The sequence below is a fragment of the Microbacterium sp. CFBP 8801 genome (assembly GCF_014839455.1).
Taxonomy (GTDB): domain Bacteria; phylum Actinomycetota; class Actinomycetes; order Actinomycetales; family Microbacteriaceae; genus Microbacterium.
The window spans coordinates 279,442-301,125 of record NZ_JACYNU010000002.1 but is presented as its reverse complement, the minus strand read 5'-3'; the positions used below and the strand labels follow the sequence as shown (position 1 = coordinate 301,125).

Annotated in this window: 19 protein-coding genes; 6 read left to right on the top strand and 13 right to left on the bottom strand. The window is 70.7% G+C overall.

Annotation, left to right across the window (positions count from 1 at the left end):
* Nucleotides 1–153: 153 nt before the first annotated feature.
* Nucleotides 154–1,230, top strand: coding sequence for an isopenicillin N synthase family dioxygenase (locus IFR11_RS04320; RefSeq protein ID WP_191915327.1), 1,077 nt, complete (start codon nucleotides 154–156; stop codon nucleotides 1,228–1,230).
* Nucleotides 1,231–1,764: 534 nt separating this feature from the next.
* On the opposite strand, the gene rpsO is transcribed toward IFR11_RS04320, so the two are convergent.
* Nucleotides 1,765–2,034: a 30S ribosomal protein S15 gene (rpsO, locus tag IFR11_RS04315; RefSeq protein ID WP_055835040.1), complete on the bottom strand. Its 270-nt coding sequence runs from the start codon at nucleotides 2,032–2,034 to the stop codon at nucleotides 1,765–1,767.
* Nucleotides 2,035–2,213: 179 nt separating this feature from the next.
* On the opposite strand from rpsO, the gene IFR11_RS04310 reads away from it, so the two are divergent.
* From IFR11_RS04310 to IFR11_RS04300, 3 genes are all read left to right on the top strand, one after another.
* The gene (locus IFR11_RS04310; protein ID WP_191915326.1) at nucleotides 2,214–2,435 is read left to right on the top strand and encodes a DUF167 family protein; all 222 of its coding nucleotides are present in this window, start codon (nucleotides 2,214–2,216) and stop codon (nucleotides 2,433–2,435) included.
* Entirely contained in the window at nucleotides 2,432–3,733 is a 1,302-nt protein-coding gene (locus tag IFR11_RS04305) for an MFS transporter (protein WP_191915325.1), read from the top strand. The genes IFR11_RS04310 and IFR11_RS04305 overlap by 4 nt, the downstream gene beginning before the upstream one ends.
* A gap of 222 nt (nucleotides 3,734–3,955) precedes the next feature.
* Nucleotides 3,956–4,876, top strand: coding sequence for an EamA family transporter (locus IFR11_RS04300; protein ID WP_191915324.1), 921 nt, complete (start codon nucleotides 3,956–3,958; stop codon nucleotides 4,874–4,876).
* Nucleotides 4,877–4,999: 123 nt separating this feature from the next.
* On the opposite strand, the gene IFR11_RS04295 is transcribed toward IFR11_RS04300, so the two are convergent.
* The 3 genes from IFR11_RS04295 to IFR11_RS04285 form a co-directional block, all read right to left on the bottom strand.
* Nucleotides 5,000–5,560 (bottom strand): YceI family protein, encoded by a 561-nt coding sequence (locus tag IFR11_RS04295; protein WP_191915323.1) that lies wholly within the window; start codon nucleotides 5,558–5,560, stop codon nucleotides 5,000–5,002.
* 150 nt (nucleotides 5,561–5,710) lie between these two features.
* Nucleotides 5,711–6,076 (bottom strand): FKBP-type peptidyl-prolyl cis-trans isomerase, encoded by a 366-nt coding sequence (locus IFR11_RS04290; RefSeq protein WP_055835024.1) that lies wholly within the window; start codon nucleotides 6,074–6,076, stop codon nucleotides 5,711–5,713.
* Nucleotides 6,077–6,221: 145 nt separating this feature from the next.
* A complete protein-coding gene (locus IFR11_RS04285) occupies nucleotides 6,222–7,382 on the bottom strand; it encodes a PrsW family intramembrane metalloprotease (RefSeq protein WP_055835021.1) in 1,161 nt (386 codons plus the stop codon).
* Nucleotides 7,383–7,465: 83 nt separating this feature from the next.
* Between IFR11_RS04285 and IFR11_RS04280 the strand changes: the two genes are divergently transcribed.
* A complete protein-coding gene (locus tag IFR11_RS04280; protein ID WP_191915322.1) occupies nucleotides 7,466–8,332 on the top strand; it encodes a fumarylacetoacetate hydrolase family protein in 867 nt (288 codons plus the stop codon).
* A 149-nt stretch (nucleotides 8,333–8,481) separates the two neighbouring features.
* On the opposite strand, the gene IFR11_RS04275 is transcribed toward IFR11_RS04280, so the two are convergent.
* The 4 genes from IFR11_RS04275 to IFR11_RS04260 all read right to left on the bottom strand — a co-directional run bounded on the left by IFR11_RS04275 (nucleotide 8,482) and on the right by IFR11_RS04260 (nucleotide 12,593).
* Nucleotides 8,482–9,945 (bottom strand): aspartate ammonia-lyase, encoded by a 1,464-nt coding sequence (locus IFR11_RS04275; protein WP_055835015.1) that lies wholly within the window; start codon nucleotides 9,943–9,945, stop codon nucleotides 8,482–8,484.
* A 146-nt stretch (nucleotides 9,946–10,091) separates the two neighbouring features.
* Nucleotides 10,092–10,991: a phosphodiesterase gene (locus tag IFR11_RS04270; RefSeq protein WP_191915321.1), complete on the bottom strand. Its 900-nt coding sequence runs from the start codon at nucleotides 10,989–10,991 to the stop codon at nucleotides 10,092–10,094.
* Nucleotides 10,992–11,052: 61 nt separating this feature from the next.
* Nucleotides 11,053–11,382, bottom strand: a complete 330-nt coding sequence (locus IFR11_RS04265; RefSeq protein WP_055835008.1) for a hypothetical protein — start codon at nucleotides 11,380–11,382, stop codon at nucleotides 11,053–11,055.
* A complete protein-coding gene (locus IFR11_RS04260; RefSeq protein WP_055835004.1) occupies nucleotides 11,379–12,593 on the bottom strand; it encodes an inorganic phosphate transporter in 1,215 nt (404 codons plus the stop codon). Before IFR11_RS04260 ends, IFR11_RS04265 begins: the two co-directional genes overlap by 4 nt.
* Nucleotides 12,594–12,788: 195 nt before the next feature.
* Here IFR11_RS04260 and IFR11_RS04255 point away from each other — a divergent pair, with 195 nt between their 5' ends.
* Complete coding sequence (locus IFR11_RS04255; RefSeq protein ID WP_191915320.1) at nucleotides 12,789–14,903, top strand: prolyl oligopeptidase family serine peptidase; 2,115 nt, start codon at nucleotides 12,789–12,791, stop codon at nucleotides 14,901–14,903.
* A 186-nt stretch (nucleotides 14,904–15,089) separates the two neighbouring features.
* Here the strand turns inward: IFR11_RS04255 and IFR11_RS04250 are convergent, their stop codons facing one another.
* From IFR11_RS04250 to IFR11_RS16275, 5 genes are all read right to left on the bottom strand, one after another.
* Entirely contained in the window at nucleotides 15,090–16,016 is a 927-nt protein-coding gene (locus IFR11_RS04250) for a hypothetical protein (RefSeq protein WP_192013737.1), read from the bottom strand.
* A gap of 226 nt (nucleotides 16,017–16,242) precedes the next feature.
* A complete protein-coding gene (locus tag IFR11_RS04245) occupies nucleotides 16,243–17,271 on the bottom strand; it encodes a 6-phosphofructokinase (RefSeq protein WP_055834994.1) in 1,029 nt (342 codons plus the stop codon).
* Between the two features lie 140 nt (nucleotides 17,272–17,411).
* A complete protein-coding gene (locus tag IFR11_RS04240; protein ID WP_191915318.1) occupies nucleotides 17,412–18,479 on the bottom strand; it encodes a hypothetical protein in 1,068 nt (355 codons plus the stop codon).
* A 112-nt stretch (nucleotides 18,480–18,591) separates the two neighbouring features.
* A complete protein-coding gene (locus IFR11_RS04235) occupies nucleotides 18,592–20,751 on the bottom strand; it encodes a DEAD/DEAH box helicase (RefSeq protein WP_070408250.1) in 2,160 nt (719 codons plus the stop codon).
* 275 nt (nucleotides 20,752–21,026) lie between these two features.
* A partial coding sequence (locus tag IFR11_RS16275; RefSeq protein ID WP_244630561.1) for an HAD-IC family P-type ATPase occupies nucleotides 21,027–21,684 on the bottom strand: 658 nt, incomplete at its 5' end.

Here is a 21,684-nt window from a genome sequence, read left to right as displayed (position 1 = left end):
GGCCGGTTCGCACCCCGCCGATCGGCGGGGTTTGCCCCGGGAGTGCGATTGACCCGCCTTCGCGCCCCTTCCGTTCCGCCGTCCACGAAGGCTCCGTCGGTAACCATCGGCAACATTCGCGCGGCGCCACGCGGATCGACCTAGCCTCGTCGCATGTCCGACCTCACTCTCCCCGTGCTCGACCTCTCGCTCCTCGACCAGGGTCCGGATGCCGCCGCCCGCTTCCGAGACGAGCTGCGCGCCGCGACCCACGACGTCGGGTTCTTCTACCTGACCGGCACGGGGGTCAGCCCCGCGCTCGAGACGAGCCTGCTGGCGGCCGCGAAGGGCTTCTTCGCGTTGCCCGAGGCCGACAAGCTCGCGATCGAGAACGTCACGAGCCCGCACTTCCGCGGATACACGCGCGTCGGCGGCGAGCGCACGCAGGGCCGGGTCGACTGGCGCGAGCAGATCGACATCGGGCCCGAGCGCGAGGCCATCTGGGCCCACACGCCCGGAGGCTCGCCGCGGCGCGCAAGCGACGCGACGAGTGGGCGTGGGGACGACCCCGACGCTCCCGGGTACGACCGGCTGATCGGTCCCAACCTGTGGCCGGCGGCGCAGCCCGAGCTCAAAGAGGTCGTCACCGAGTGGCACGACCACCTCACCGGCGTCGCCCGCAAGCTCCTGCGCGCGTGGGCCCTCGCCCTGGGCGCCGAGGAGCAGTACTTCGACCGCCACTTCGGCGACCCGCAGACGCTCATCAAGATCGTCCGCTACCCCGGCAAGGACGACCCCACGCCCCAGCAGGGTGTCGGTGCGCACAAGGACTCGGGCGTCCTGACGCTGCTCTGGGTCGAGCCCGGCAAGGGCGGCCTGCAGGTCGAGCGCGACGGCGAGTGGGTCGACGCCCCTCCGGTGTCGGGCGCTTTCGTCGTGAACATCGGAGAGCTCCTCGAGTACGCCACGCAGGGCTACCTCCGGGCGACGAACCACCGCGTGACCTCGCCGCGGTTCCCCGACGAGCGCATCTCGGTGCCGTTCTTCTTCAACCCGGCCCTCGACGCGCGCCTGCCGATCATCGAGCTGCCGGCCGACCTCGCGGCCGAGGCCCACGGCGTCGAAGACGACCCCACCAACCCCATCCACGCCACCTACGGCGAGAACGCGCTCAAGTCGCGTCTGCGCGCGCACCCCGACGTGGCCGAGCGGTGGCACTCCGACCTGGTGGCCGCGCGCGCGGCATCCTGAGTCCGCGTCTCTCGAACGCCCGTCGTCGGTCCGGCCGGCGGCGGGCGTTCTTCGTGCGCTGGGTGGAGTCGGGGCGTGCGCGGCGCGGGCGGGCCGCGGCCCCGATAGCCCCGGGCACGGGGCTCGACGAGGTACCCGGTCTCATACGGCCCGACGCCGCGCTCCCTCCCGGCACGCATAAACGCCGTTCCTGCGCAGAAACGCTCCGACACCGCGTTTATGCGCAGGAATGGCGTTTAAGAGAGCGGGGCGGGCGGATCGGTCAGCCGAGCCGGGACAGCCCCGGCCACGGGCCCCGACGATGCATCGGGTCTCGTCCGGCCCGACGCCGCGCTCCCTCCCGGCACGCATAAACGCCGTTCCTGCGCAGAAACGCTCCGACACCGCGTTTATGCGCAGGAATGGCGTTTATGGGGACGGGACGCGGGCATCGGCGCCAGACCCCGGATGCCGGGCCCCCGGCATCCGGGAACAGCGAAGGCCGCCCCACACCGTGGGACGGCCTTCGAGAAAGCGATATACGCGGGGTCGCGCTTAGCGACGGAGACCCAGGCGCTCGATCAGCGAGCGGTAACGCGCGATGTCGATGTCCTGGAGGTAGCCGAGCAGACGGCGGCGCTGACCCACCATCAAGAACAGACCACGACGCGAGTGGTGGTCGTGCTTGTGCTCCTTGAGGTGCTCGGTGAGGTCCTTGATGCGCTGCGTCAGCATCGCGACCTGCACCTCGGGGGATCCGGTGTCACCGGGGTGCGTCGCGTACTGTTCGATGATCGCCTTCTTGGCGTCAGACTCGAGTGGCATAGATGGGATCCCCTTTCTCTCATTGCGCGGCGCCCGACGCCTGATACGTGGGCTCTCTTTATCCGCGGCCGATCAAACGGCAACCGCATGAGTCTACAGCACGGCTCACCCGTTCACACACGCCCGATGCTCGGCGCCTGCGGCGACGCGATGTCGGAGGGCTGGCGTACCCTCAATCCGTGCAGCTCACCGTCTTCGTCCAGCCGGGTTCCCGCCGCGGCCCGCTGGTCGAAGACGGGCCCGACGGCCTGGTGGTGCACGTCCGCGAACGCGCGGTCGACGGGGCCGCGAACGCCGGCGCCGCGCGAGTGCTCGCGGCGCACTTCGACGTCGCCCCGAGCCGCGTCCGCGTCGTACGCGGCCACACCGCGCGCGTCAAACGCTTCGAGGTCGACGAGTGAGCCGTCAGAGCGCCTTCATCGACCTGCGGCCCCTCACCACGTCGCCTGCCTTCGCCCGTCTGTGGATCGGCTCCACCCTGTCGGGGCTCGGCGGGCAGCTGACGGTCGTGGCGGTCATGCTGCACGTGTTCGAGCTGACCCAGAGCACGCTGGCCGTGTCGATGATCGCCGTGGCGGGACTGGTGCCGATGGTCATCGCGGGCCTCTACGGCGGCGTGCTCGCCGACGCGTTCGATCGCCGCACGGTCGCCCTGCTCGCCGCCCTCGTCACCTTCGCGTCGACCGGCTTGCTCGCCGCCCTCGCGTGGTCGGGGCTCGAGACGGTCGGCTGGTTGTTCGTCCTGAGCGTCGTGAACTCGGCGGCGAACTCCATCGTCATGGCGACGAAGTCGGCGATCACCCCACGCCTCATCCCCCGCGACCTCCTCCCCGCCGCCGCGGCCCTGCAGGGCGTGACGGTCGGCATCATGGTGATGGCCGGACCCGCCCTCGCCGGTGTGCTCGTCGCCGTCGCGGGGTACGCGTGGACCTACTCGCTCGACGTGCTGCTCATGAGCTCGCTGTTCCTCGGGCTGTGGTCCCTCCCCCGGCTCCGTCCCGAGGGCGTCGTGGTGCGCCCGGGCCTCGAATCGCTGCGCGACGGCGCGCGGTTCCTGAAACGCGCGCCCAACATCCGACTGCAGTACGTGCTCGACATCATCGCCATGACCTTCGGCCAGCCGGTCGCGCTCTTCCCCGCCATCGGAGCGGTGCTGCTGGGCGGCGGTGCGATCACGACCGGGGTGCTGACCGCGGCGGTCGCGGCGGGGGCGTTCCTCTCCAGCCTGTTCTCGGGGCCGATCGGCCGCGTCCGTCGACAGGGGCTCGGCATCGAACGCGCGATCCAGGTCTACGGCCTCGCGATCGGTCTGTTCGGTCTCGTCCTGCTCGCCGCCACCCTGGGCTGGCTGCGCCCCGACGTCGTCGACGAGACGCACGCCGCGGTCGCACTGATCGCCCTCGCCGCCGTGGTGCTGGCCGTCTCGGGAGCCGCCGACAACGTCAGCGCGATCTATCGCTCGACCATGATGCAGGCGGCCGTCCCGGATGCCATGCGCGGGCGCCTGCAGGGCATCTTCATCGTCGTGGTCGCCGGCGGCCCGCGCGTGGGAGCCCTGTACGCGGGCACCCTCGCGACGGCCACGGCCCTCTGGGTGCCACCGCTGTTCGGCGGCATCGTGATCCTCGGCCTCGTCGGCACGCTGGTGCGCTTCACGCCCCGGTTCCGCGCGTACGACGCGCTGAACCCGCAGCCCTAACCCCCAGCGCGACGAGAGCCGCGTTGCAGCGCATCGCGCGCACCCCGCTCCGCGGAGGGCACCCGTCCCCGGGTCTTCTCCGCGAAGGGGCCCGGGACGCCCCTCGTGTCGCAGCTCCGTGCGAGCACAGCCCCGCACGCGCACTGCCGACCGTCGGCGGATTTCCGCCGTCGCATCCGCTTCGCCCGCGCGATGTCGGCACTCGGGCCTAGGGTCGGGATCGTGGCATCCGGTTCCTCTCCCTCCCCCGTCTCCATCGCCGTGCAGTTCGTGCTCACGGGCATCGTGTGGGGCTCGAGCTTCCTCTTCATCGCGATCGCCCTCACCGGAATGACCCCGGCGCAGGTCGCCGGCGGGCGGCTGCTGTTCGGTGCGCTCGCTCTCGCCGCGATCGTCGCGATCCGGCGCGAACGCCTCCCCCGCAGCCGACGGATGTGGGGTCACCTGTGCGTTCTGGCGGCCACGTTCTGCGTCGTGCCGTTCCTGCTGTTCGCCTGGGCCGAGCAGCACGTCTCGTCGGGACTGGCGAGCATCTTCAACGCGACCACGCCGATCATGACCGCGATCATGGCGTGGGCGGTGTTCCGCGTCGAGAGCCTCAAGCCCGGGCAGCTGCTCGGCATCGCCGTGGGCATCGCCGGGGTCGTCGTGATCATCGCGCCGGGCGCGGTCGCCGACGTGGGCGACAGCACGGTCGCGCAGATCGCGCTGCTGGGCGCCACCGCCTGCTACGGCTTCAGCCTCGCGTACATGCGTCGGTTCCTCGGCGACACCGGACTGTCGGGCATCGCCTTCGCCTTCGGTTACATCGGCCCGGCGGCGGCGTTCATGGTGCTGCTGTCGCCCGTGATCCTCGCCGAGCCGATGGACCTGACGACCCCGGTGGTGCTCAGCATCGTCGCCCTGGGGGTACTCGGCACCGGCATCGCCTACGTCTGGAACCAGAACACCCTGCGCGCCTGGGGGCCCACCCGGGCCTCGACCGTCACGTACATCACCCCCGTGGTCGGGGTGGCTCTCGGCATCCTCGTGCTCGGGGAGCGCATCTCGTGGAACGAACCCGTGGGGGCGGCCGTGGTGTTCGTCGGCATCCTGCTCGTGCAGCAGAGGCTGCGCCTGCGGCGTCGCGTCACCGCGGGGTGACGCACCGCGGGCGGCTTCCGCGCACGACGGAGAGACCACAACGACCCCGGATGCCGAGCACCCGGGGTCGCCCGAGAAACGCGGAAGGCCCCGGATGCCGAGCACCCGGGGCCTTCGCGGAGATCACGCCTGGAGCGCGAGCTGCAGGTCGAGCTCGATGGTGACGTCCTTGCCGACCAGCACGCCGCCGGTCTCGAGGGCGGCGTTCCAGGTGAGGTCGAAGTCTTCGCGGTTGATGACCGTCTTGGCGGTCGCGCCGGCCTTGTAGTTGCCCCACGGGTCGGTGCCGAAGCCGCCGAAGTCGAGTGAGAAGGTGGCGGGCCTGGTGATGCCGCGGATGGTGAGGTCACCGTCGACGAGGAAGTCGCCCTTTTCGACGCGCACACCGGTGGAGCGGAAGTCCATCGTCGGGTAGGTCTCGATGTCGAAGAACTCGGCGGAGCGCAGGTGCTGGTCGCGGCCCTCGTCCTTGGTGTCGACGGAGGTCACGTCGACGGAGGCCTCGACGGTGGCCTCGAGCGGGTTCTCGGGGGCGACGATGGTGGCGCTCTTCACACCGAACGTGCCGCGCACCTTCGAGATCATCATGTGGCGCACCGAGAAGGTGACCTCGCTGTGCGACGGGTCGAGGACCCAGGTGCCGGTCTTGTAGCCGGGGATGTCGAGGGCGGTGGTGTCAGTCATGTCACTCCTAGAGGTCTGGGGAGCCGCTTCGGCGTCCTGCCGGGATCCAACTCCCATTCACACGAATGTATTCCACGATCGAGGAAAATAACGAACCCGAGGGAGCCGCAGCCCCCTCGGGTTCGTGAACGTTCCGTGAAGAACGGCTGGTCAGCCGACCTTGAGCAGGTCGATGATGAAGATGAGGGTCTTGCCACCCAGGAAGTGTCCGCCGGCGGGACCGTAGGCCAGGTGCGGCGGGATCACGAGCTCGCGGCGACCGCCGACCTTCATGCCCGGGATGCCGTCCTGCCAGCCCTGGATGAGGCCACGGAGGGGGAACTGGATGCTCTCGCCCCGGCCCCACGAGGAGTCGAACTCTTCGCCCGACTCGTACTCCACACCGGCGTAGTGCACGGTGACGGTGTCGCCGGGCTTCGCCTCGGCGCCGTCGCCGACGGCGATGTCGCGGATGACGAGGTCGGAGGGGGCGGGGCCGCTGGGAGCGTCGAACTCCGGCTTGGTGCGATCAGTCATGCCTCCATCCAAGCACGGCCCGGCGGTCGATGACCGCCCCTGGACAAAGACTCAGCGCCCGGTGCCGCGGCGATGCCTGCGTGTCTACCGGGCGCTGAGTTGGCCTACATCGATGGTGCTCCCGCCTCGCCGCGCTGTCAAGACCTCACGGCGCGAGCAGCGCCGCACGCGCGTCGGTGGTGCGCTCGAGCAGGTACCGCTCGGTGGCGACAGCCTGCGGATCGCGCCCCGACAGGGCGCGCTGGCGCGCGGCGGCGAGTGCCGTGGCATCCGCGATGAAGGCCTTCATCACCGCCGTGCGGTCACCGGGCAACGTGCGCGCCCACGCGAGGGCCGAACGGCGCCCGGGGCGGGTGGCGAGCATGTCGACCTCTTGCGGCGTGAACCAGCCCGCGACGGCGTACTCGCCCAGCCGTGCGCGGGTGAGACGCGTCTCTTCGCGCCGCAGGGCCAGGATGCCGGCGATGAACGCCAGGAACAGTGGCACCTGCAGCGTGGCGTACACCTCGAAGAAGTTGGCGAACGTGGCCGAGCCGTTCCACAGCCCGTGCAGAACGATCGCGGCGAGCACTCCGGGGATCCCGTAGGCGAGGGCACCGCCCCCACGCAGCCCGCGACGCGCGGCGAGGCCGAACGCGAAGCCGGTGAGGCTGGTGAACATGACGTGCGCGAACGGCGACAGCACCGCGCGCAGGAAGAAGGTCGTGGCGACCTGGCCCGGGCCGCCCTCGAGATAGCTGATGGCGAAGTACTGCACGTTCTCGGTCAGGGCGAAGCCCGCACCGATCAGCGCGCCGTAGACGATCCCGTCGACCGGGCCGTCGAAGAACCGTCGGGCGAACACGAAGATCAGGAGCACGCCGAGGCCCTTCGCGAGCTCTTCGACGATCGGTGCCTGCACGACCGAGCTGAACTCGGCCGGCAGCCGGCCCACCGCCAGGGTGAGGACCAGGTCCACCCCCAGCGCGAGGGCGACGGCCGCCACCGCGCCCCAGGCCACGGCGAACACGAGCAGGCGGCGCGGTTCGGGCTCCCACCGGTCGATGTAGCGCACCGCGAACCAGACGATGACGAACGGGATCACCGCCAGCACGAGCCCGATGAACGAGGCCGCCGTTCCCAACACGCCCGTGAAGTAGCGGACGAGCAGGGCGAGCACCGGCACCAGCAGTACGGCCACCACCCACAGGGCGATGCCCCCGCGGCGCCGGCGCGGAGGCGCAGCCGAGCCGGCTGCCTGCGGTGCCGGGGAGATGCGGGCGGGCTCGGCGGAACCGGGCTGCGCCAACGGCGAGGGGTAGCTCATGCGCACAGCCTAGGGGCGGCCGGCGACACGGCATCCCGGGCTTGCGACGACGCCCCGCCGGTGCGGCCCGGTAGCGTGGAGGCATGCGATTCGCCCACGTCCGTTCCCCGGAGGGGGCGGAGTCCCCCCGTCTCGTCAGCGTCCACGATGACGAGTTCTCGTTCGTCGACGAGTTCTTCGAGGGTGCCCCCCGCCAGCTCGAACAGCTCATCGCCGGCGGTGACGCCCTGCTCGAGCGCGTGCGTGCGGCGTCCGCCGGTGCACCGCGGCATCCGCTCTCGGGCGTCGCCTTCGCCTCGGCGATGCTCGCTCCCCCGGCGATCCTCGCGGTCGGCCTGAACTACGCCGCCCACTCGGGCGAGCTGGGGCTGAAGACCGACACCGGGCCCACCGTCTTCGTACTGTGGCCCAACTCCCTCACCGCCCACGGTGCGACGACGACGTGGCCGCGACAGCTCAGCGAGGCCGTCGACTACGAGGCCGAGCTCGGCGTGATCATCGGGCGCCCCGGGCGCGACGTCGCCGAGGCCGACGCCCTCGACCACGTGTGGGGCTACACCGTCGTCAACGACATCACGGCGCGCAACATCCAGTTCTCGGAGGCGCAGTGGTCGCGGTGCAAGTCGTTCGACGGCTTCACCCCGACGGGCCCGTTCGTGGTGACCGCCGACGAGATCCCCGACCCGCAGGATCTGCACATCTGGACCGTCGTCGACGGGCACACGGTGCAGGATGCCAGCACCGGCCAGATGGTGCGCACGGTCGCGACGCTCATCCACAAGCTGTCGGAGTCGGCGACCCTGCTGCCCGGCACGCTCATCTCGACCGGCAGCCCCGGCGGAGCGGGCTACTCGCGCGACCCGCAGATCTTCCTGCGCGACCGCTCGACGGTGACCGTCGGGATCGACGGCATCGGCGAGCTGACCACGCACTGCCGGATCGTCGACTGAGCCACGCCCGCGCGGCGACGGCGCCGCCGGACCGCCGGTGACGGCTGCCCGGTGACCGACGCCCGACCCCCGGGCGGGCGACTCGGCGCTCACCCTCGACGCGACGACGGGGCCGCGACCACTCGGTCCCGGCCCCGTCGTTCGTCGTGTCAGCCTTCGACGACGTCCTCGACGGCTCGGATGACCGGGATCGCCTCGGTGATCGGGTGCAGGCCCGACAGACGCGCCGGCGAGAGCTGCTTGATGACCTCGTCGCGCGTCATCAGCCCGGCCTCGACGACCAGGTCGGCGACGTTGCGGTGCGTCAGCAGGGCCGTCTTGGCCAGGGCCGCCGACGCCGCGTAGCCGATGAAGGGCGTCAGCGCCGTCACGACGCCGACCGACGAGCCGACCATGGCTCCCAGGCGCTCGCGGTTCGCGGTGATGCCGTCGACGCAGTTGACCCGCAGGGTCCACATCGCCTGCCGCATCCACGTGATCGACTGGTAGATCGAGTGGGCGATGACGGGCTCGAAGGCGTTGAGCTGCAGCTGCCCGCCCTCGACCGCCATGGTCACCGTCATGTCGGCCCCCACGACCGAGAACGCGACCTGGTTCACGACCTCGGGGATGACGGGGTTGACCTTGCCGGGCATGATGCTCGAGCCGGCCTGGCGCGCCGGGAGGTTGATCTCGCCGAGGCCCGCCTGCGGACCGCTGGAGAGCAGACGCAGATCGTTGCAGATCTTCGACAGTTTGACGGCGTTGCGCTTGAGCGACGACGAGAACGACATGAACGCGCCGGTGTCGCTCGTGGATTCGACCAGGTCGGTCGCGGTCTCGAGATCGAGCCCGGTGATCTGGCGCAGGTGCCGCAGAACAGCGGCCCCGTACCCGGCGTGAGCGGTGATGCCCGTACCGATGGCCGTGGCGCCCATGTTGATCTCGTACAGCAGGTAGGCGTTCTCGGTCAGACGGCTGTAGTCCTCGCCCAACGTCGTGGCGAACCCGTGGAACTCCTGTCCGAGCGTCATGGGCACGGCATCCTGCAGCTGGGTGCGGCCGACCTTGAGGACGTCGTGGAACTCCTCGGACTTCGTCAGGAAAGACTGACGCAGCAACGCGAGCTCTTCGAGCAGGCTCTGCAGGGTGAGCGCCAGCCCGATCTTGATGGCCGTCGGGTAGACGTCGTTGGTGGACTGGCTGCGGTTGGTGTCGTCGATGGGCGAGAGGAAGCCGTAGTCGCCCTTCTCGCGGCCGGCGAGCTCGAGGGCGATGTTGGTGATGACCTCGTTGGCGTTCATGTTGGTCGAGGTGCCGGCCCCGCCCTGGATGACGCCCACGGTGAACTCGTCGTGGAACTCGCCGTCGATCACGCGCTGGGCGGCGCGGTCGATGAGGTCGGCCTTCGCGGCGTCGAGCACGCCGATCTCGCGGTTCGCGCGGGCCGAGGCCTGCTTGACCATCGCGAGGGCTCGCACGAGATCGGGGTAGACCGAGATCGGCCGCTTCGCGATGGGGAAGTTCTCGAGCGCGCGGGCGGTGTGGATGCCCCAGTACGCCTCGAAGGGGATCTCGAGGGATCCCAGGGAATCGGTCTCGGTACGGGTGCGCGTCATTGCGTCCAAAGCCATGTGGTGTCCTCGTGGGTTGTCACGGCGAGCAGGGATGCCACGAGCCTAGCCATCGGTCCCGTCGCGGTCGTTCGACGCCGCGGCCTGTCTCCCCACCGACACGCTCCCGCGCGTATACCGAACGCGGCGGCCGTCGCACGGCGGCGTCACCGCTTGCGCGAGAACGCCTCGAGTCGCTCTTCGGGGCTCAACGCCGCCATGCGCGCCGTCCACTCGGGCGTGAAGAAGCCCGCGGCCTGTGCGTCGACGACCGGGACCACCGCGTGGGTGATCGTGTCGTCCCACACGTGCACGAGGTGGAACGCGCGCCCGGCGTCCATTCCGTTGACCTCGTCGGCGGGGCGGGCGAGGTCCATCGTGTAGCAGGAGGCCGCGGCCACGCTCACCGGCACCCCGGCGAAGGTCCCCGACGTCGAATAGTGCAGGTGGCCCGCGAGGATCGCGCGCACGTCGGTGCCCGCGATCGCGTCGGCGAGACCGCGCTGATCGCGCAACTCGAGGATGTCGAAGAACGGGATGTGCGAGGGCAGCGGCGGATGGTGCAGCGCCAGGATCGTGCCCCGCGGCGCCGGCTCGGCCAACTCGGCGCGCAACCACGAGAGCTGGGCGGCGTCGAGGTCGCCGTGGTGCCACCCCGGCACGGTCGAGTCGAGCGCGATGAGCCGGAGTCCCCCGAGGTCGTACACCCCGTTTACGGGCTCCTCGCTCGGCTCGCCGTCGAGCAGCTCGGCGCGCAGCGCGGGCCGTTCATCGTGGTTGCCGGCCACCCAGACGACCGGCGCCCCCAGACGCGCCGCCCACGGTTCGACCACGGCGCGCAGCGCCCGGTAGGCCTCGGGCTCGCCGAGGTCGGTCAGATCGCCGGTGAAGACCACGGCATCCGGTCGCACTCCGGTCGCCTCGGCGGCCGCGAGCGTGCGGCGCAGGTGCTGCGCCGTGTCGTAGCGATCGCCGAGCAGCCGGTCGCCGCCCAGCAGGTGCGTGTCGCTGAGGTGGAGGATCACGCGCGCGGCGGGCGCATGCTGACCGAACTGCACGGATGCCATGCCCCCAGCCTACGAGGGGCCTCCGACACCGCTCCCCGGGCGCCTCCGTGGGCGAGCAGGATCAGTGGTTGAGCAGGATCAGCAGCAGCGCGCCGAGCACGACTGCGGCGCACACGGCGAAGCAGAGGTAGGCGGCGACCAGCGAAAGGCGCTTCTGCCCCTCGCTCAGCGGGTTGCGCGCGGCGGCCTTGTCGACCGCCCTCTCGGCGCGACGCTTCTGCTTGTCGGTGAGCACGGTGATGGCGTCGGTGAACTCCGCCGGCGCCACCAGCGGCGGACGGCCACCGCGCACCAGCAGGCGCAAACCCAGGGCGTAGAACGTCACGACCACCGTCGCCCCGAGCAGGGCGGCGACGAAGACGTGCAGGAAGGCTTCCCAGTCGATGCTCACGCGCGGTCCTTCCTCGCGTCGTCGTGGCGGCGCTGGCCGCGCGTGGGCTCGGGCTTGCGCGGCACCTTCACGGCGGCGCCGGAGTCGGCGACCTCGCTCATCGCGTTGGCCGAGGTCACCGAGTCGCGCCGGGAGCGCAGGAACAGACCGAGAACGATGACGACCGCGATCACGGCATCCACCGCCACGCCCCATCCGCCGAGCCAGACCACGATCAGGGCCGCGGCGGCGCCCACGGCGCCGGCGGCGGGAAGCGTGAGCACCCAGCCGATCATGATGCGGCCCACGGTGTTCCACCGCACGGTCGAGCCGCGGCGGCCGAGGCCCGAACCGATGACGGATCCCGAGGCCACCTGCGTCGTGGACAGCGCGAAGCCGAGGGCGCTGGATGCCAGGATCGTGGCCGCCGTGGAGGTCTCGGCCGAGAAGCCCTGCGCGGGCTTGACGTCGGTGAGCCCCTTGCCGAGCGTGCGGATGATGCGCCAGCCGCCCATGTAGGTGCCGAGCGCGATCGTGATCGCGCAGGCGAAGACGACCCACAGCTGCGGGTCGGGGTTCGCCGACGACTGCCACCCGACGGTGATGAGGGCGAGGGTGATGACGCCCATCGTCTTCTGCGCGTCGTTGGTGCCGTGCGCCAGAGCCACGAGCGACGAGGTGAAGATCTGGCCCCAGCGGAAGCCGTCGCGCCCGTCGGCCTTCATGTCGTACCGGCGCGTGATGCCGTAGGCGATCTTGGTGACGGTGAAGGCGATGATGCCGGCCGTCAGAGGGGCGATCAACGCCGGCAGGATCACCTTGCTCAGCACCACGCCCGTGTCGATCGCCGAGGCGCCGACGCCCACGAGCGTCGCGCCGATCAGGCCGCCGAACAGCGCGTGCGACGAGCTCGAGGGGAGCCCCAGCAGCCACGTCAGCATGTTCCAGGTGATCGCGCCGATCAGACCGGCGAAGATGATGGGCGGGAAGATGTCGGGACTCAACTGGTCTTCGCGGATCATGCCGCCCGAGATCGTCTTGGCGACCTCGGTCGACAGGAACGCGCCCACCAGGTTGAGCGAGGCCGCCAAGAGGACGGCGACCTTCGGCTTCAGCGCACCGGTGGCGATGGGGGTGGCCATCGCGTTGGCGGTGTCGTGGAATCCGTTGGTGAAATCGAAGAACAGTGCCAGCGCGATGACCAGCACGATGATGAGGGCTGCGCTCTCCACCGTTCGCTTTCCGTGAGAAGGAAGAAGGGATGCCGACGGGATCGGCGCGACGAACGAAGAGTTCACCTGGAGTTCGACACCCGTTCACCGGGGTCGCGTCCACATCCTGTCATCGGGGACCCCGGGGGTCAAACGCGCGCGGCTCGCTGAGCGTTCTCCGGAGCCCGCGTCGGAGGAGCGCACTACCGTGGAACGGTGACCGACCTCGACCCGCAGCCCACCCCGCCCGTCGCCGCCCGCCGGCCCGGCTCGCGCTCGCACCACGGCGACACCTTCGACGACCCGTACGAGTGGTTGCGCGCGAAAGACGACGCCGAGGTCGTCGGGCACCTCGAGGCCGAGAACGCCTACACGACGGCCCGTACCGGGCACCTCGCGGGCCTGCGCGACACGATCTTCGGCGAGATCAAGGGCCGCACCCTCGAAACCGACCTCTCGGTCCCCGCGCGCCGCGGCGACTGGTGGTACTACGGCCGCACCGTCGCGGGCGCGCAGTACGGCATCCAGTGCCGGGCACCCCTGGACTCCCCCGACGACTGGACCCCGCCCACTCTCTCGCCCGGCACCCCCGTCGCCGGCGAGCAGGTGCTGTTCGACGGCAACGTCGAGGCCGAGGGCACCGACTTCTTCTCGCTCGGCAGCTTCGAGATCTCGAACGACGGCACCCGCATGCTCTACGGCGTCGACGTCGCCGGCGACGAGCGGTACACCGTGCGCGTGCGCGACCTGACCACCGGCGAGACGCTGGCCGACGAGATCCCCGACACCTTCTCGGGGGCGACCTTCTCGCCCGACGGGCGCTTCATCGTCTACACGACCGTCGACGACGCCTGGCGTCCCGACACCGTGTGGCTGCACGAGATCGGCACCCCCGTGGATGCCGACGTGAAGCTGTTCCACGAGCCCGACGACCGCTACTGGGTCGGTGCCGACTTCACCCGCAGCGATCGCTTCCTCGTGATCGAGATGGGCTCCTCGATCACCTCCGAGGAGTGGCTGCTCGACGCCGACGATCTCCGTGGCGAGCCCCGCGTGGTGTGGCCGCGTCGTGAGGGCGTCGAGTACTCCTCGTCGCACGCCGTCGTCGACGGCGACGACGTGCTCTACGTGCTCCACAACGACGGCGCCCTCGATTTCGAACTCGTGCGGGTCTCGGCATCCGATCCCCAAGGCCCCCGCGAGACGGTGATCCCCCACCGCACCGGTCAGCGGCTGCTCGGCGTCGACACGTTCCGCGACTGGGGCGTGGTCGGCTACCGTCGCGACGGCCTCGCGCGCCTGGGGATGCTGTCGTACGCCGATGGCGCGGTGACCGAGATCGCCTTCGACGAGCCGCTGTACAGCGTCGGCACCGGCGGGAACCCCGAGTACGCTCCCCCGGTTCTGCGGCTGGGCTACGGCTCGTTCGTCACCCCCGGCACCGTGTTCGACTACGTCGTCGCCACCGGCGAGCTGCTGCTGCGCAAGCGCCAGCCCGTGCTCGGCGGCTTCGACCCCGACGACTACGGCCAGGCACGGGTGTGGGCCCCCGCCGACGACGGCACGCAGGTGCCCGTGTCGCTGGTGTGGAAGCGCTCGTTCGGCGAGCCCGGTGCGGCTCCGCGTCCGGTGCACCTGTACGGCTACGGATCGTACGAGCACTCCATCGAGCCCGGCTTCTCGGTGCCGCGTCTCTCGCTGCTCGACCGAGGCGTCGTCTTCGCCGTGGCGCACGTGCGCGGCGGCGGCGAGATGGGTCGGCAGTGGTACGAAGACGGCAAGATGCGCGCGAAGCGCACCACGTTCACCGACTTCGTCGCCGCCGCCCGTCACCTCGTCGATGCCGGGTACACCACGCCCGACCGCATCGTCGCCGAGGGCGGCAGCGCGGGCGGACTGCTCATGGGCGCCGTCGCCAACCTCGCGCCCGAGCTGTTCGCCGGCATCCTCGCCGATGTGCCCTTCGTCGACGCGCTGACGACCATCCTCGACCCCTCGCTCCCCCTCACCGTCATCGAGTGGGACGAGTGGGGAGACCCCCTGCACGACGCCGACGTCTACGCGTACATGAAGTCGTACTCGCCGTACGAGAACGTGCGCGAGGGCGTCGAGTACCCCCGCATCCTGGCGGTCACCTCGCTCAACGACACCCGCGTGCTGTACGTCGAGCCCGCCAAGTGGGTCGCGCGCCTGCGCGACGTGGGCGCCGACGCGCTGCTGAAGTGCGAGATGGTCGCCGGCCACGGCGGCGTCAGCGGCCGCTACAACGCCTGGCGCGAGCGGGCCTTCGAGATCGCGTGGCTGCTCGACGTGCTGGGCCTGGCGGAGTAGGCCGAGCCGCCGCTGGATGCCCCGGTGCTGGACGCCTCGTCGCTGGACGCCTCGTCGCTTCGTGCGGCGGGGCGTTCGGCGTTGTCGCGCCGCGCGGCGACCCGCGTCCCGATTTGTGCACGTCGTGTCCCACTTTCGGTTGCCTAAAGCCCCTCCAGCCGACCATTTTCGGGACGCGCATCACCCTCAGCGAGCCGCCAACCCCGGTCGCCAACCCGCTCGGACGAGCGCGTCACGGGCCAGCGAGACGGCTCGCGCGCCGTCGCCGCGGAGATGATGGTTCAGGACGCGCACGTGATCCCAGCCCGCCGCCCGGATCTCGGCCCATCGATCGGCGTCGCGAGCGAACTGCCGTTCGTCTTCCGCGTGGACTCTTCCGTCGTACTCGACGGCCACCTTCCATCGCGGGTAGGCCAGGTCGATCTCGGCGACGAAGTTCCCCCGCTCGTCGAAGATGTCGGCGTTGACGTCGGGCGCGGGAAGACCATTCCGGGCGAGCAGGAGTCGCAGACGCGTCTCCCGCGGCGAACGAACGCCCGGATGGGCGAGATCCGCTGCAGCACGGAGGATGCCACCTCGGACATCGCCCATCTCACGAATCTCAGAACGGAGGTCCTCCACCGACGCGGTCGGCGCCTTTCCGCCGACGAGCGAATCCGCGGCGGCCACCAGGTCGTCCAGCGGCCATAGTCGACCGCACTGGCGCCACGCTCGGACAGGATCCTCGACAGGCAAGCCATGCGTTGCCGAGCGTACGGCCGGCGCCCGGGTCTGCAATCGGTGCCCGACGACGCCCGACGTTCGAGGCTCTCGCGCGGGGCGATGAGCGGACACATGGATCCTCGGCACGTACGGCCACTCCGGCGTGCTGACCCCGTGGAGTGCGAGTGCTGTTTCGTGGCTGAAGAACTGCCACGGCCTCAATCGCGGGGCGTAGACGAGGCATTGCTCCACCAGGGTCGTCGGGCGCGCGCGATCCCGTGACCGGATGCCGTGGAACGGCGACTCCAGATCGGCGGCGCGCAATCGAGCACGCGTCACCCCCAGCTCCGCCGCGTCGGCAACGGAGAAAGAGCGGGGAATCGATGCGGGAAGGGGAGCAGGGCTCGGCATGCCTCAGCATCCCGTCTCGTCCGCCCTCCTTCGGCGCTATCCACAGGCGTCGGAGCGAGCGCACCGGCCAGAGCTCCACCCATGTCCCCTTTTCGGCTGCCTGAGATACCGCCAGCCAACCGGATCGGGGACACACCTCGACCGAATCGGGACATGGTCGGATCCCTCGCGCCAACGCAGACGCCCCGCCACGCGCGAGCGGGACGGGGCGACGAACGAGCGCGGCTCAACCGAACAGCGCGGCGGCCTCTTCGTAGCGGTACAGGGGCACGCTGTTCAGCTCGCCGAGGGCGTCGGCGAACGGCACGCGCACGATGTCGGTGCCGCGCATCGCGACCATCTGCCCCCAGGCGCCTTCGTTCAGCGCGTCGGCGGCGTGCAGGCCGAGGCGCGTCGCGAGAACGCGGTCGAAGCCCGACGGCGAGCCACCGCGCTGGATGTGGCCGAGCACCGTGGAGCGGGTCTCGATGCCGGTGAGGCGCTCGATCTCGGGCGCGAGCAGCTCGCCGATCCCGCCGAGGCGGGGACGGTTGAAGGCGTCGAGGCCCTTGTCGCTGAACGCTTCGTCCATGCCGGTGAGCTTGAAGCCCTCCGACACGACGACCAGCGGCGCGCGGCCGCGGTCGTGGGCGCGGGTGACCTGCTCGACGATCTCGTCGATCGACATCGGCACCTCGGGGATGCAGATGACGTGCGCGCCCGCGGCGATACCCGCGTGCAGCGCGATCCAGCCGACGTGGCGACCCATGACCTCGGCCACCATGCAGCGCTGGTGCGAGTCGCCGGTCGTGCGCAGGCGGTCCATGGCATCCGTCGCGATGTTCACGGCGGTGTCGAAGCCGAACGAGTAGTCGGTCGCGCGCAGGTCGTTGTCGATCGTCTTGGGGACGCCGAGCACGTTGATACCGTCCTTCGACAGTCGGTCGGCCGCCGCGAGCGTGCCCTCGCCGCCGATGGCCAGGATGCCGTCGATGCGGTGCCCGTACATGGTCTTCGAGATGTTCTCGGCGCCGCCGCGCGCGCCCTCGTAGGGGTTGGTGCGGCTGGTGCCGAGGATGGTGCCGCCGACCTTGGACAGCCCCTTCACCTCGTGACGCGTCAGGGGGAAGAAGTCGCCGTCGACGACGCCGCGCCACCCGTCACGGATGCCGACGAATTCGATGTCGTAGTTGGTCGTGCCTTTGAGCACGACGCCACGGATGACCGCGTTCAGCCCGGGGCAGTCGCCGCCGCTGGTCAGGATGCCGATCTTCATGGGCAGAGTCCTCAAGTGCTGTGGTTCGGGTGGAGGTCGGCGCCGTTGCCGTCTCCGACCCTATCGCCGCAGACGGGAGCGGTGCCACACGGCGGGGGCACCGCCTCCGGATGCCGTGGGCCCGGGACCCCGCGCAGCCGTCACGACCGGCGCCATCGGCGCTCGTCTCCGTGCGGGTCGATGACCCAGCTTTCCGCGGGACCCACTGTTGGCGCCACCTCGAACCAAAACGTCTCGTCCGGCCCCCAGCCGGCGAGCACACTCGCCCCGAGATCGCCGACGTCGATGGCACGCCCGGCCGTCGTGAGGTATCCCGCGACACTGAGGTGCACGCCGACGGCCTCACGCGCGAACGCCGCCCAATCGGGTTGCACCCACGCTCCCTCACGTCCGGTGGTCATGGACCACACGTGTCGGCGGGAGGCGGTGACGGGGAGCGGATGCCGCCGGCACAACGCCGCCCAGGTCTCGGGGCCGTCGATCTCGATGACGTCCCCATGGGGCGCGCGCACGGGCTCGACGCGGGCCGATTCCCATCCGAGGGAGTCTTCGACGAGGGTCAGTCCGGCGGGACCCGTCGTGCCGCGCACGCGAGTCGTGCGCGGGAGGCCGGTCGGAGGCGTCGACCACCAGGTTCCCGAGACGTCCCGGCCCGCGAATTCCGTCGCGAAGCTGTGTTCTTCCGCTGCGATATCGTCGCGCCAACGGGCCAGGACCACGACCGGGTGTGCTGCCGGCGGGCGAGGAGTCTCCCAGCACACCGTCGCCTGGGCCGCGTGGTCCACCGGACTCGTCCACCACTCGGCAAGGGGCGAGGCGGCGATCGCTGCTGCCACCGGCTCGAGGACCGGATGCATCTCGTCGGTCGCCAACAGGACGTCCTCGCCGTACGGCGGCTGCCAGTAGGCGGCCAGATCGACGGCCACGGCGAGCGCCGTGTCGAGCACGGCACCGGTGACGGCGGTGGCCCGGAGGCGACTGAGCGCCGCGGCCGCGTCGGCGGGGCTCACCTGGGGCTCGACGAACGCGGACGTGTCGGACCCGATGACCAAGAACGTACCCGGGTTTTCGGCCAGGGGGCGCGCGGCCCACGACACCGCGGCGGCCGCATCCTCAACGCCGCGCCGGCCCTTCTCGCCCAGCAGAACCTCGAGACACAAGCGGCGCCCTCGTGGTCCCGCCAGCAACGCGTCGGGATGGAGGGTCATGTGCCGACCCTAGCCTCCCTGTTCCTCTCCGCCGCCGGACAGAGCCTGGAAACCGAGCAACGCGCACGAACGCCCCGAGGCCGAAGCCCCGGGGCGTGCGAGAAGCGACGGCTCAGGCCGCGCCGAGCGCCTGACGCAGCAGGTGCATGAGCGCCGAGAGCTGCACGGAATCGCTGGAGCCGGCCTCGACCGACTGCCCGTCCAGGGCGCGCTGGGCGAGTCCCTCTTTCGAGTCGATGAGCTCCGCGATCTTCGTGTCGATCGTGTGCGCGGCGATGATGCGCCACGCGGTCACGGGCTCGCCCTGACCGATGCGGTGCACGCGGTCGATCGCCTGCGTCTGCTCGGCCGCGGTCCACGACAGCTCCGCGAGCACGACGTTCGACGCCGCCTGCATGTTCAGCCCGACGCCGGCGGCGGTGAGCGAACACACCGCGATGCCGACGCTCGGGTCGGTGTTGAAGGCGTCGATCGCAGCCTGGCGGGCCGTCGACGTCTGCTCTCCGCGCACCGACACGGCTTTGAGCCCGGATGCCTTGAAGTGGGCCTCGGCGGCATCCATCACGTCGATGTGCTTGGCGAAGAACACCACCTTGCCCACCGAGCGCTGCAGCTGCACGGCGTAGTCGGCCGCGAGGTGCGCCTTGGCCTGACCGATGCGGCGGACCATCGTGAAGACGTTCTCGCTGCCGGAACCGGCGGCCTTGGCCTCTTCGAGCTCGCCGTGGGCGACGAGGCGCACGATGTCGTCGTCGATCTCGCCGGCGGCGAGTCCGCGATCGCCGCGGGCCTCGATGATGCGGCGGTACTTCGCCGCGAGGCGGGCACCCAGCTCGCGCTCGGCCTGGCGGATCGAGCGACCGAATTCGTCGTCGAGCTCGACGGGCAGATCGGCCACGAGCTTGTCGGGCAGGTCGGCGGCGACGTCTTTCTTCTTGCGCCGCACGATGCCCATCGAGATGACGGCCTCACGCGCTTCGGGGTAGAACGCCTTGTCGGCGGGCGTCAGGCCCGTGGCATCCAGCTTCTCCATGAGCTCGGGACCGGGCTTCTCGCCGTTGGTCCAGCCGAGGAACCGCCAGATCGCGTCGAAGTCCTCGACGTCGTTGATCAGCGGCGTACCCGTGAGGGCGAGCATGAGCGGGTCCCGCGTCTGCTGGCGGACGCGCGAGGCCAGGGCCAGCACGTTCTGCGAGCGCTGCGACGTGAGGTTCTTGATGAAGTGCGCCTCGTCGACGACGATGCCCTTCAGGCCGATCGACGACAGCCACGACAGGTGACGGTCGAGGATCTCGTAGTTGACGATGAAGACGTCGGCGAAGGCGTCGATGTCGGCTCCACCGCCCGAGATGACGGTGGCCCGACGCTGCGGAGTCCAGCGCTGCACCTCGCGGGCCCAGTTCATCTTGACGACGTTGGGCACCACGACGAGCAGCGGGTACGCGTCGGCGACCGAGGCCGCGAGCACCGACTCGGCCGTCTTGCCGAGGCCGGGCTCGTCGGCGAGCAGGAAGGAGCGGTGCCCCTCGCGCACGGCTTCGAGGAAGCGCGACTGGTGCGGCATGACCTCGAGTCCGCGCGGCGAGAGCCGGTCGAACTCGGGCACGGGCGGCAGCTCCATGCTGGCGGCCGAGCCACCGGCGCCGATCTCGAACGCCTTGTACAGCGGTCCCATGAGCTCCCAGCCGTCGAGCCGGCGCCGCGGGGCGTCACCGGTCGCGCGGGGGGTGAGGTCGGGGGCGAGGAACGGGTTCGCCATCTGGCGCGCCTCGATGGATGCCGGCACGACCTGCTTCTCGGCGAGAGCCGCCGAGACCATCGGCGTCACCTGCGGGGCGGTGTCGGTGATGATCAGCTCGTCGGGCGGCAGCTCGGCGCCCGACTCGATCAGCCAGTCGCGGCGCATGCGCCGGGCGACGGGCGAGGTGGTCTGGTCGACCTCGAGCAACTGGATCAGCGAGGTGTCGCGCGCGGCGGTCTTGGCGAGGATCGTCGCCACACCGTCGAGCCGCTTGAGCAGCTCGGCGCGCGCGGCGTCGGTGATCTCGGTGTCGGCCTTGACCCGGGCGCGCTCTTCGCGCACCAGGAACGCGATGACCTGGAACTTGATGCGATTGGTCGGCCCCAGCTTTCCGCGCTGGGCCTTGGCCTCGATCTCGCGCACCTTGCGGGCGAGGATCGGGATGACGGGGGCTTCTTCGTCGCGTCGGGATGACGTGGTCTTCCTGCGCCGCTGGCTCGAGCCTCGGGCGGCGGTTGCCGTGGTCGGCATGCTCCTCCTGAGCGTGTCGTCCGGATGACAGTCCGGAGCGTCCGGCGAATGCCGGTGGATCAGTGACCCCGGGAATCGTCGCGCGAACCGCCGCCGAAGAGGCGGTGTCGGCGACCCGCATCGCGTCTACGCCGGAACGGCTCGCGAGAAAGCGGATGACGAGGTCATCGATATTCTAGCGGTCCCGACCCCCTCCTCGCGTGAGGTGCCGATATTCGTCGCTTCCGAGCCCACTGAAGCGACGAATACTGGCACCTCCCGCGAACGGCCTCGGGTCAGGACGCGCGGCGCAGACGCAGGCTGTTGAGCACCACGAAGACGCTCGAGAAGGCCATGGCCGCCCCGGCGAGCATGGGGTTCAACAGTCCGAGTGCGGCGAGCGGCAGAGCGGCGACGTTGTACGCGAACGCCCAGAACAGGTTGCCGCGGATCACGCGCATCGTGCGACGGCTGAGCGCGACGGCGGTGACGATCCCGCGCGGGTCGTCGCGCATGAGGGCGACGTCGCTGGCGTGCAGCGCGGCATCCGTTCCCCCGCCCATCGCGATCCCCAGATCGGCGGATGCCAGGGCGGCGGCGTCGTTGACCCCGTCACCGACCATGGCGACGGTGCGTCCCTCGGCCTTCAGCGCCGCGATCTCGGCGACCTTGCCCTCGGGAAGCACCCCGGCGCGGACGCGCTCGATGCCGAGTTCCGCGGCGACCGCGCGCGCGATGTGCGGGTTGTCGCCGGTGAGCAGCACCGGTTCCAGACCCATCCGGCGCAACTCGGCGACGGCCTCGGCGCTCTCGGGGCGCACGGTGTCGGCGACCTCGATCACGGCGCGGGCGTGCACGACGCCCAGATCGTCGGGCCATCCGGCCACGATCACCGTTCCGCGCTGCTCGCCCGCCTCGACCGCCGCGGCGAGCGCCGGCGGCAGCGCGGCGCCG

What these genes read in the sequence shown, in the direction of transcription:
- IFR11_RS04320 (WP_191915327.1), top strand. Translation starts at nt 154, where the DNA reads ATGTCCGACCTCACTCTCCCCGTGCTCGACCTCTCGCTCCTCGACCAG.
- rpsO (WP_055835040.1), bottom strand. Translation starts at nt 2,034, where the DNA reads ATGCCACTCGAGTCTGACGCCAAGAAGGCGATCATCGAACAGTACGCG.
- IFR11_RS04295 (WP_191915323.1), bottom strand. Translation starts at nt 5,560, where the DNA reads ATGACTGACACCACCGCCCTCGACATCCCCGGCTACAAGACCGGCACC.
- IFR11_RS04290 (WP_055835024.1), bottom strand. Translation starts at nt 6,076, where the DNA reads ATGACTGATCGCACCAAGCCGGAGTTCGACGCTCCCAGCGGCCCCGCC.
- IFR11_RS04285 (WP_055835021.1), bottom strand. Translation starts at nt 7,382, where the DNA reads ATGAGCTACCCCTCGCCGTTGGCGCAGCCCGGTTCCGCCGAGCCCGCC.
- IFR11_RS04280 (WP_191915322.1), top strand. Translation starts at nt 7,466, where the DNA reads ATGCGATTCGCCCACGTCCGTTCCCCGGAGGGGGCGGAGTCCCCCCGT.
- IFR11_RS04275 (WP_055835015.1), bottom strand. Translation starts at nt 9,945, where the DNA reads ATGGCTTTGGACGCAATGACGCGCACCCGTACCGAGACCGATTCCCTG.
- IFR11_RS04270 (WP_191915321.1), bottom strand. Translation starts at nt 10,991, where the DNA reads ATGGCATCCGTGCAGTTCGGTCAGCATGCGCCCGCCGCGCGCGTGATC.
- IFR11_RS04250 (WP_192013737.1), bottom strand. Translation starts at nt 16,016, where the DNA reads ATGCCGAGCCCTGCTCCCCTTCCCGCATCGATTCCCCGCTCTTTCTCC.
- IFR11_RS04245 (WP_055834994.1), bottom strand. Translation starts at nt 17,271, where the DNA reads ATGAAGATCGGCATCCTGACCAGCGGCGGCGACTGCCCCGGGCTGAAC.
- IFR11_RS04240 (WP_191915318.1), bottom strand. Translation starts at nt 18,479, where the DNA reads ATGACCCTCCATCCCGACGCGTTGCTGGCGGGACCACGAGGGCGCCGC.
- IFR11_RS04235 (WP_070408250.1), bottom strand. Translation starts at nt 20,751, where the DNA reads ATGCCGACCACGGCAACCGCCGCCCGAGGCTCGAGCCAGCGGCGCAGG.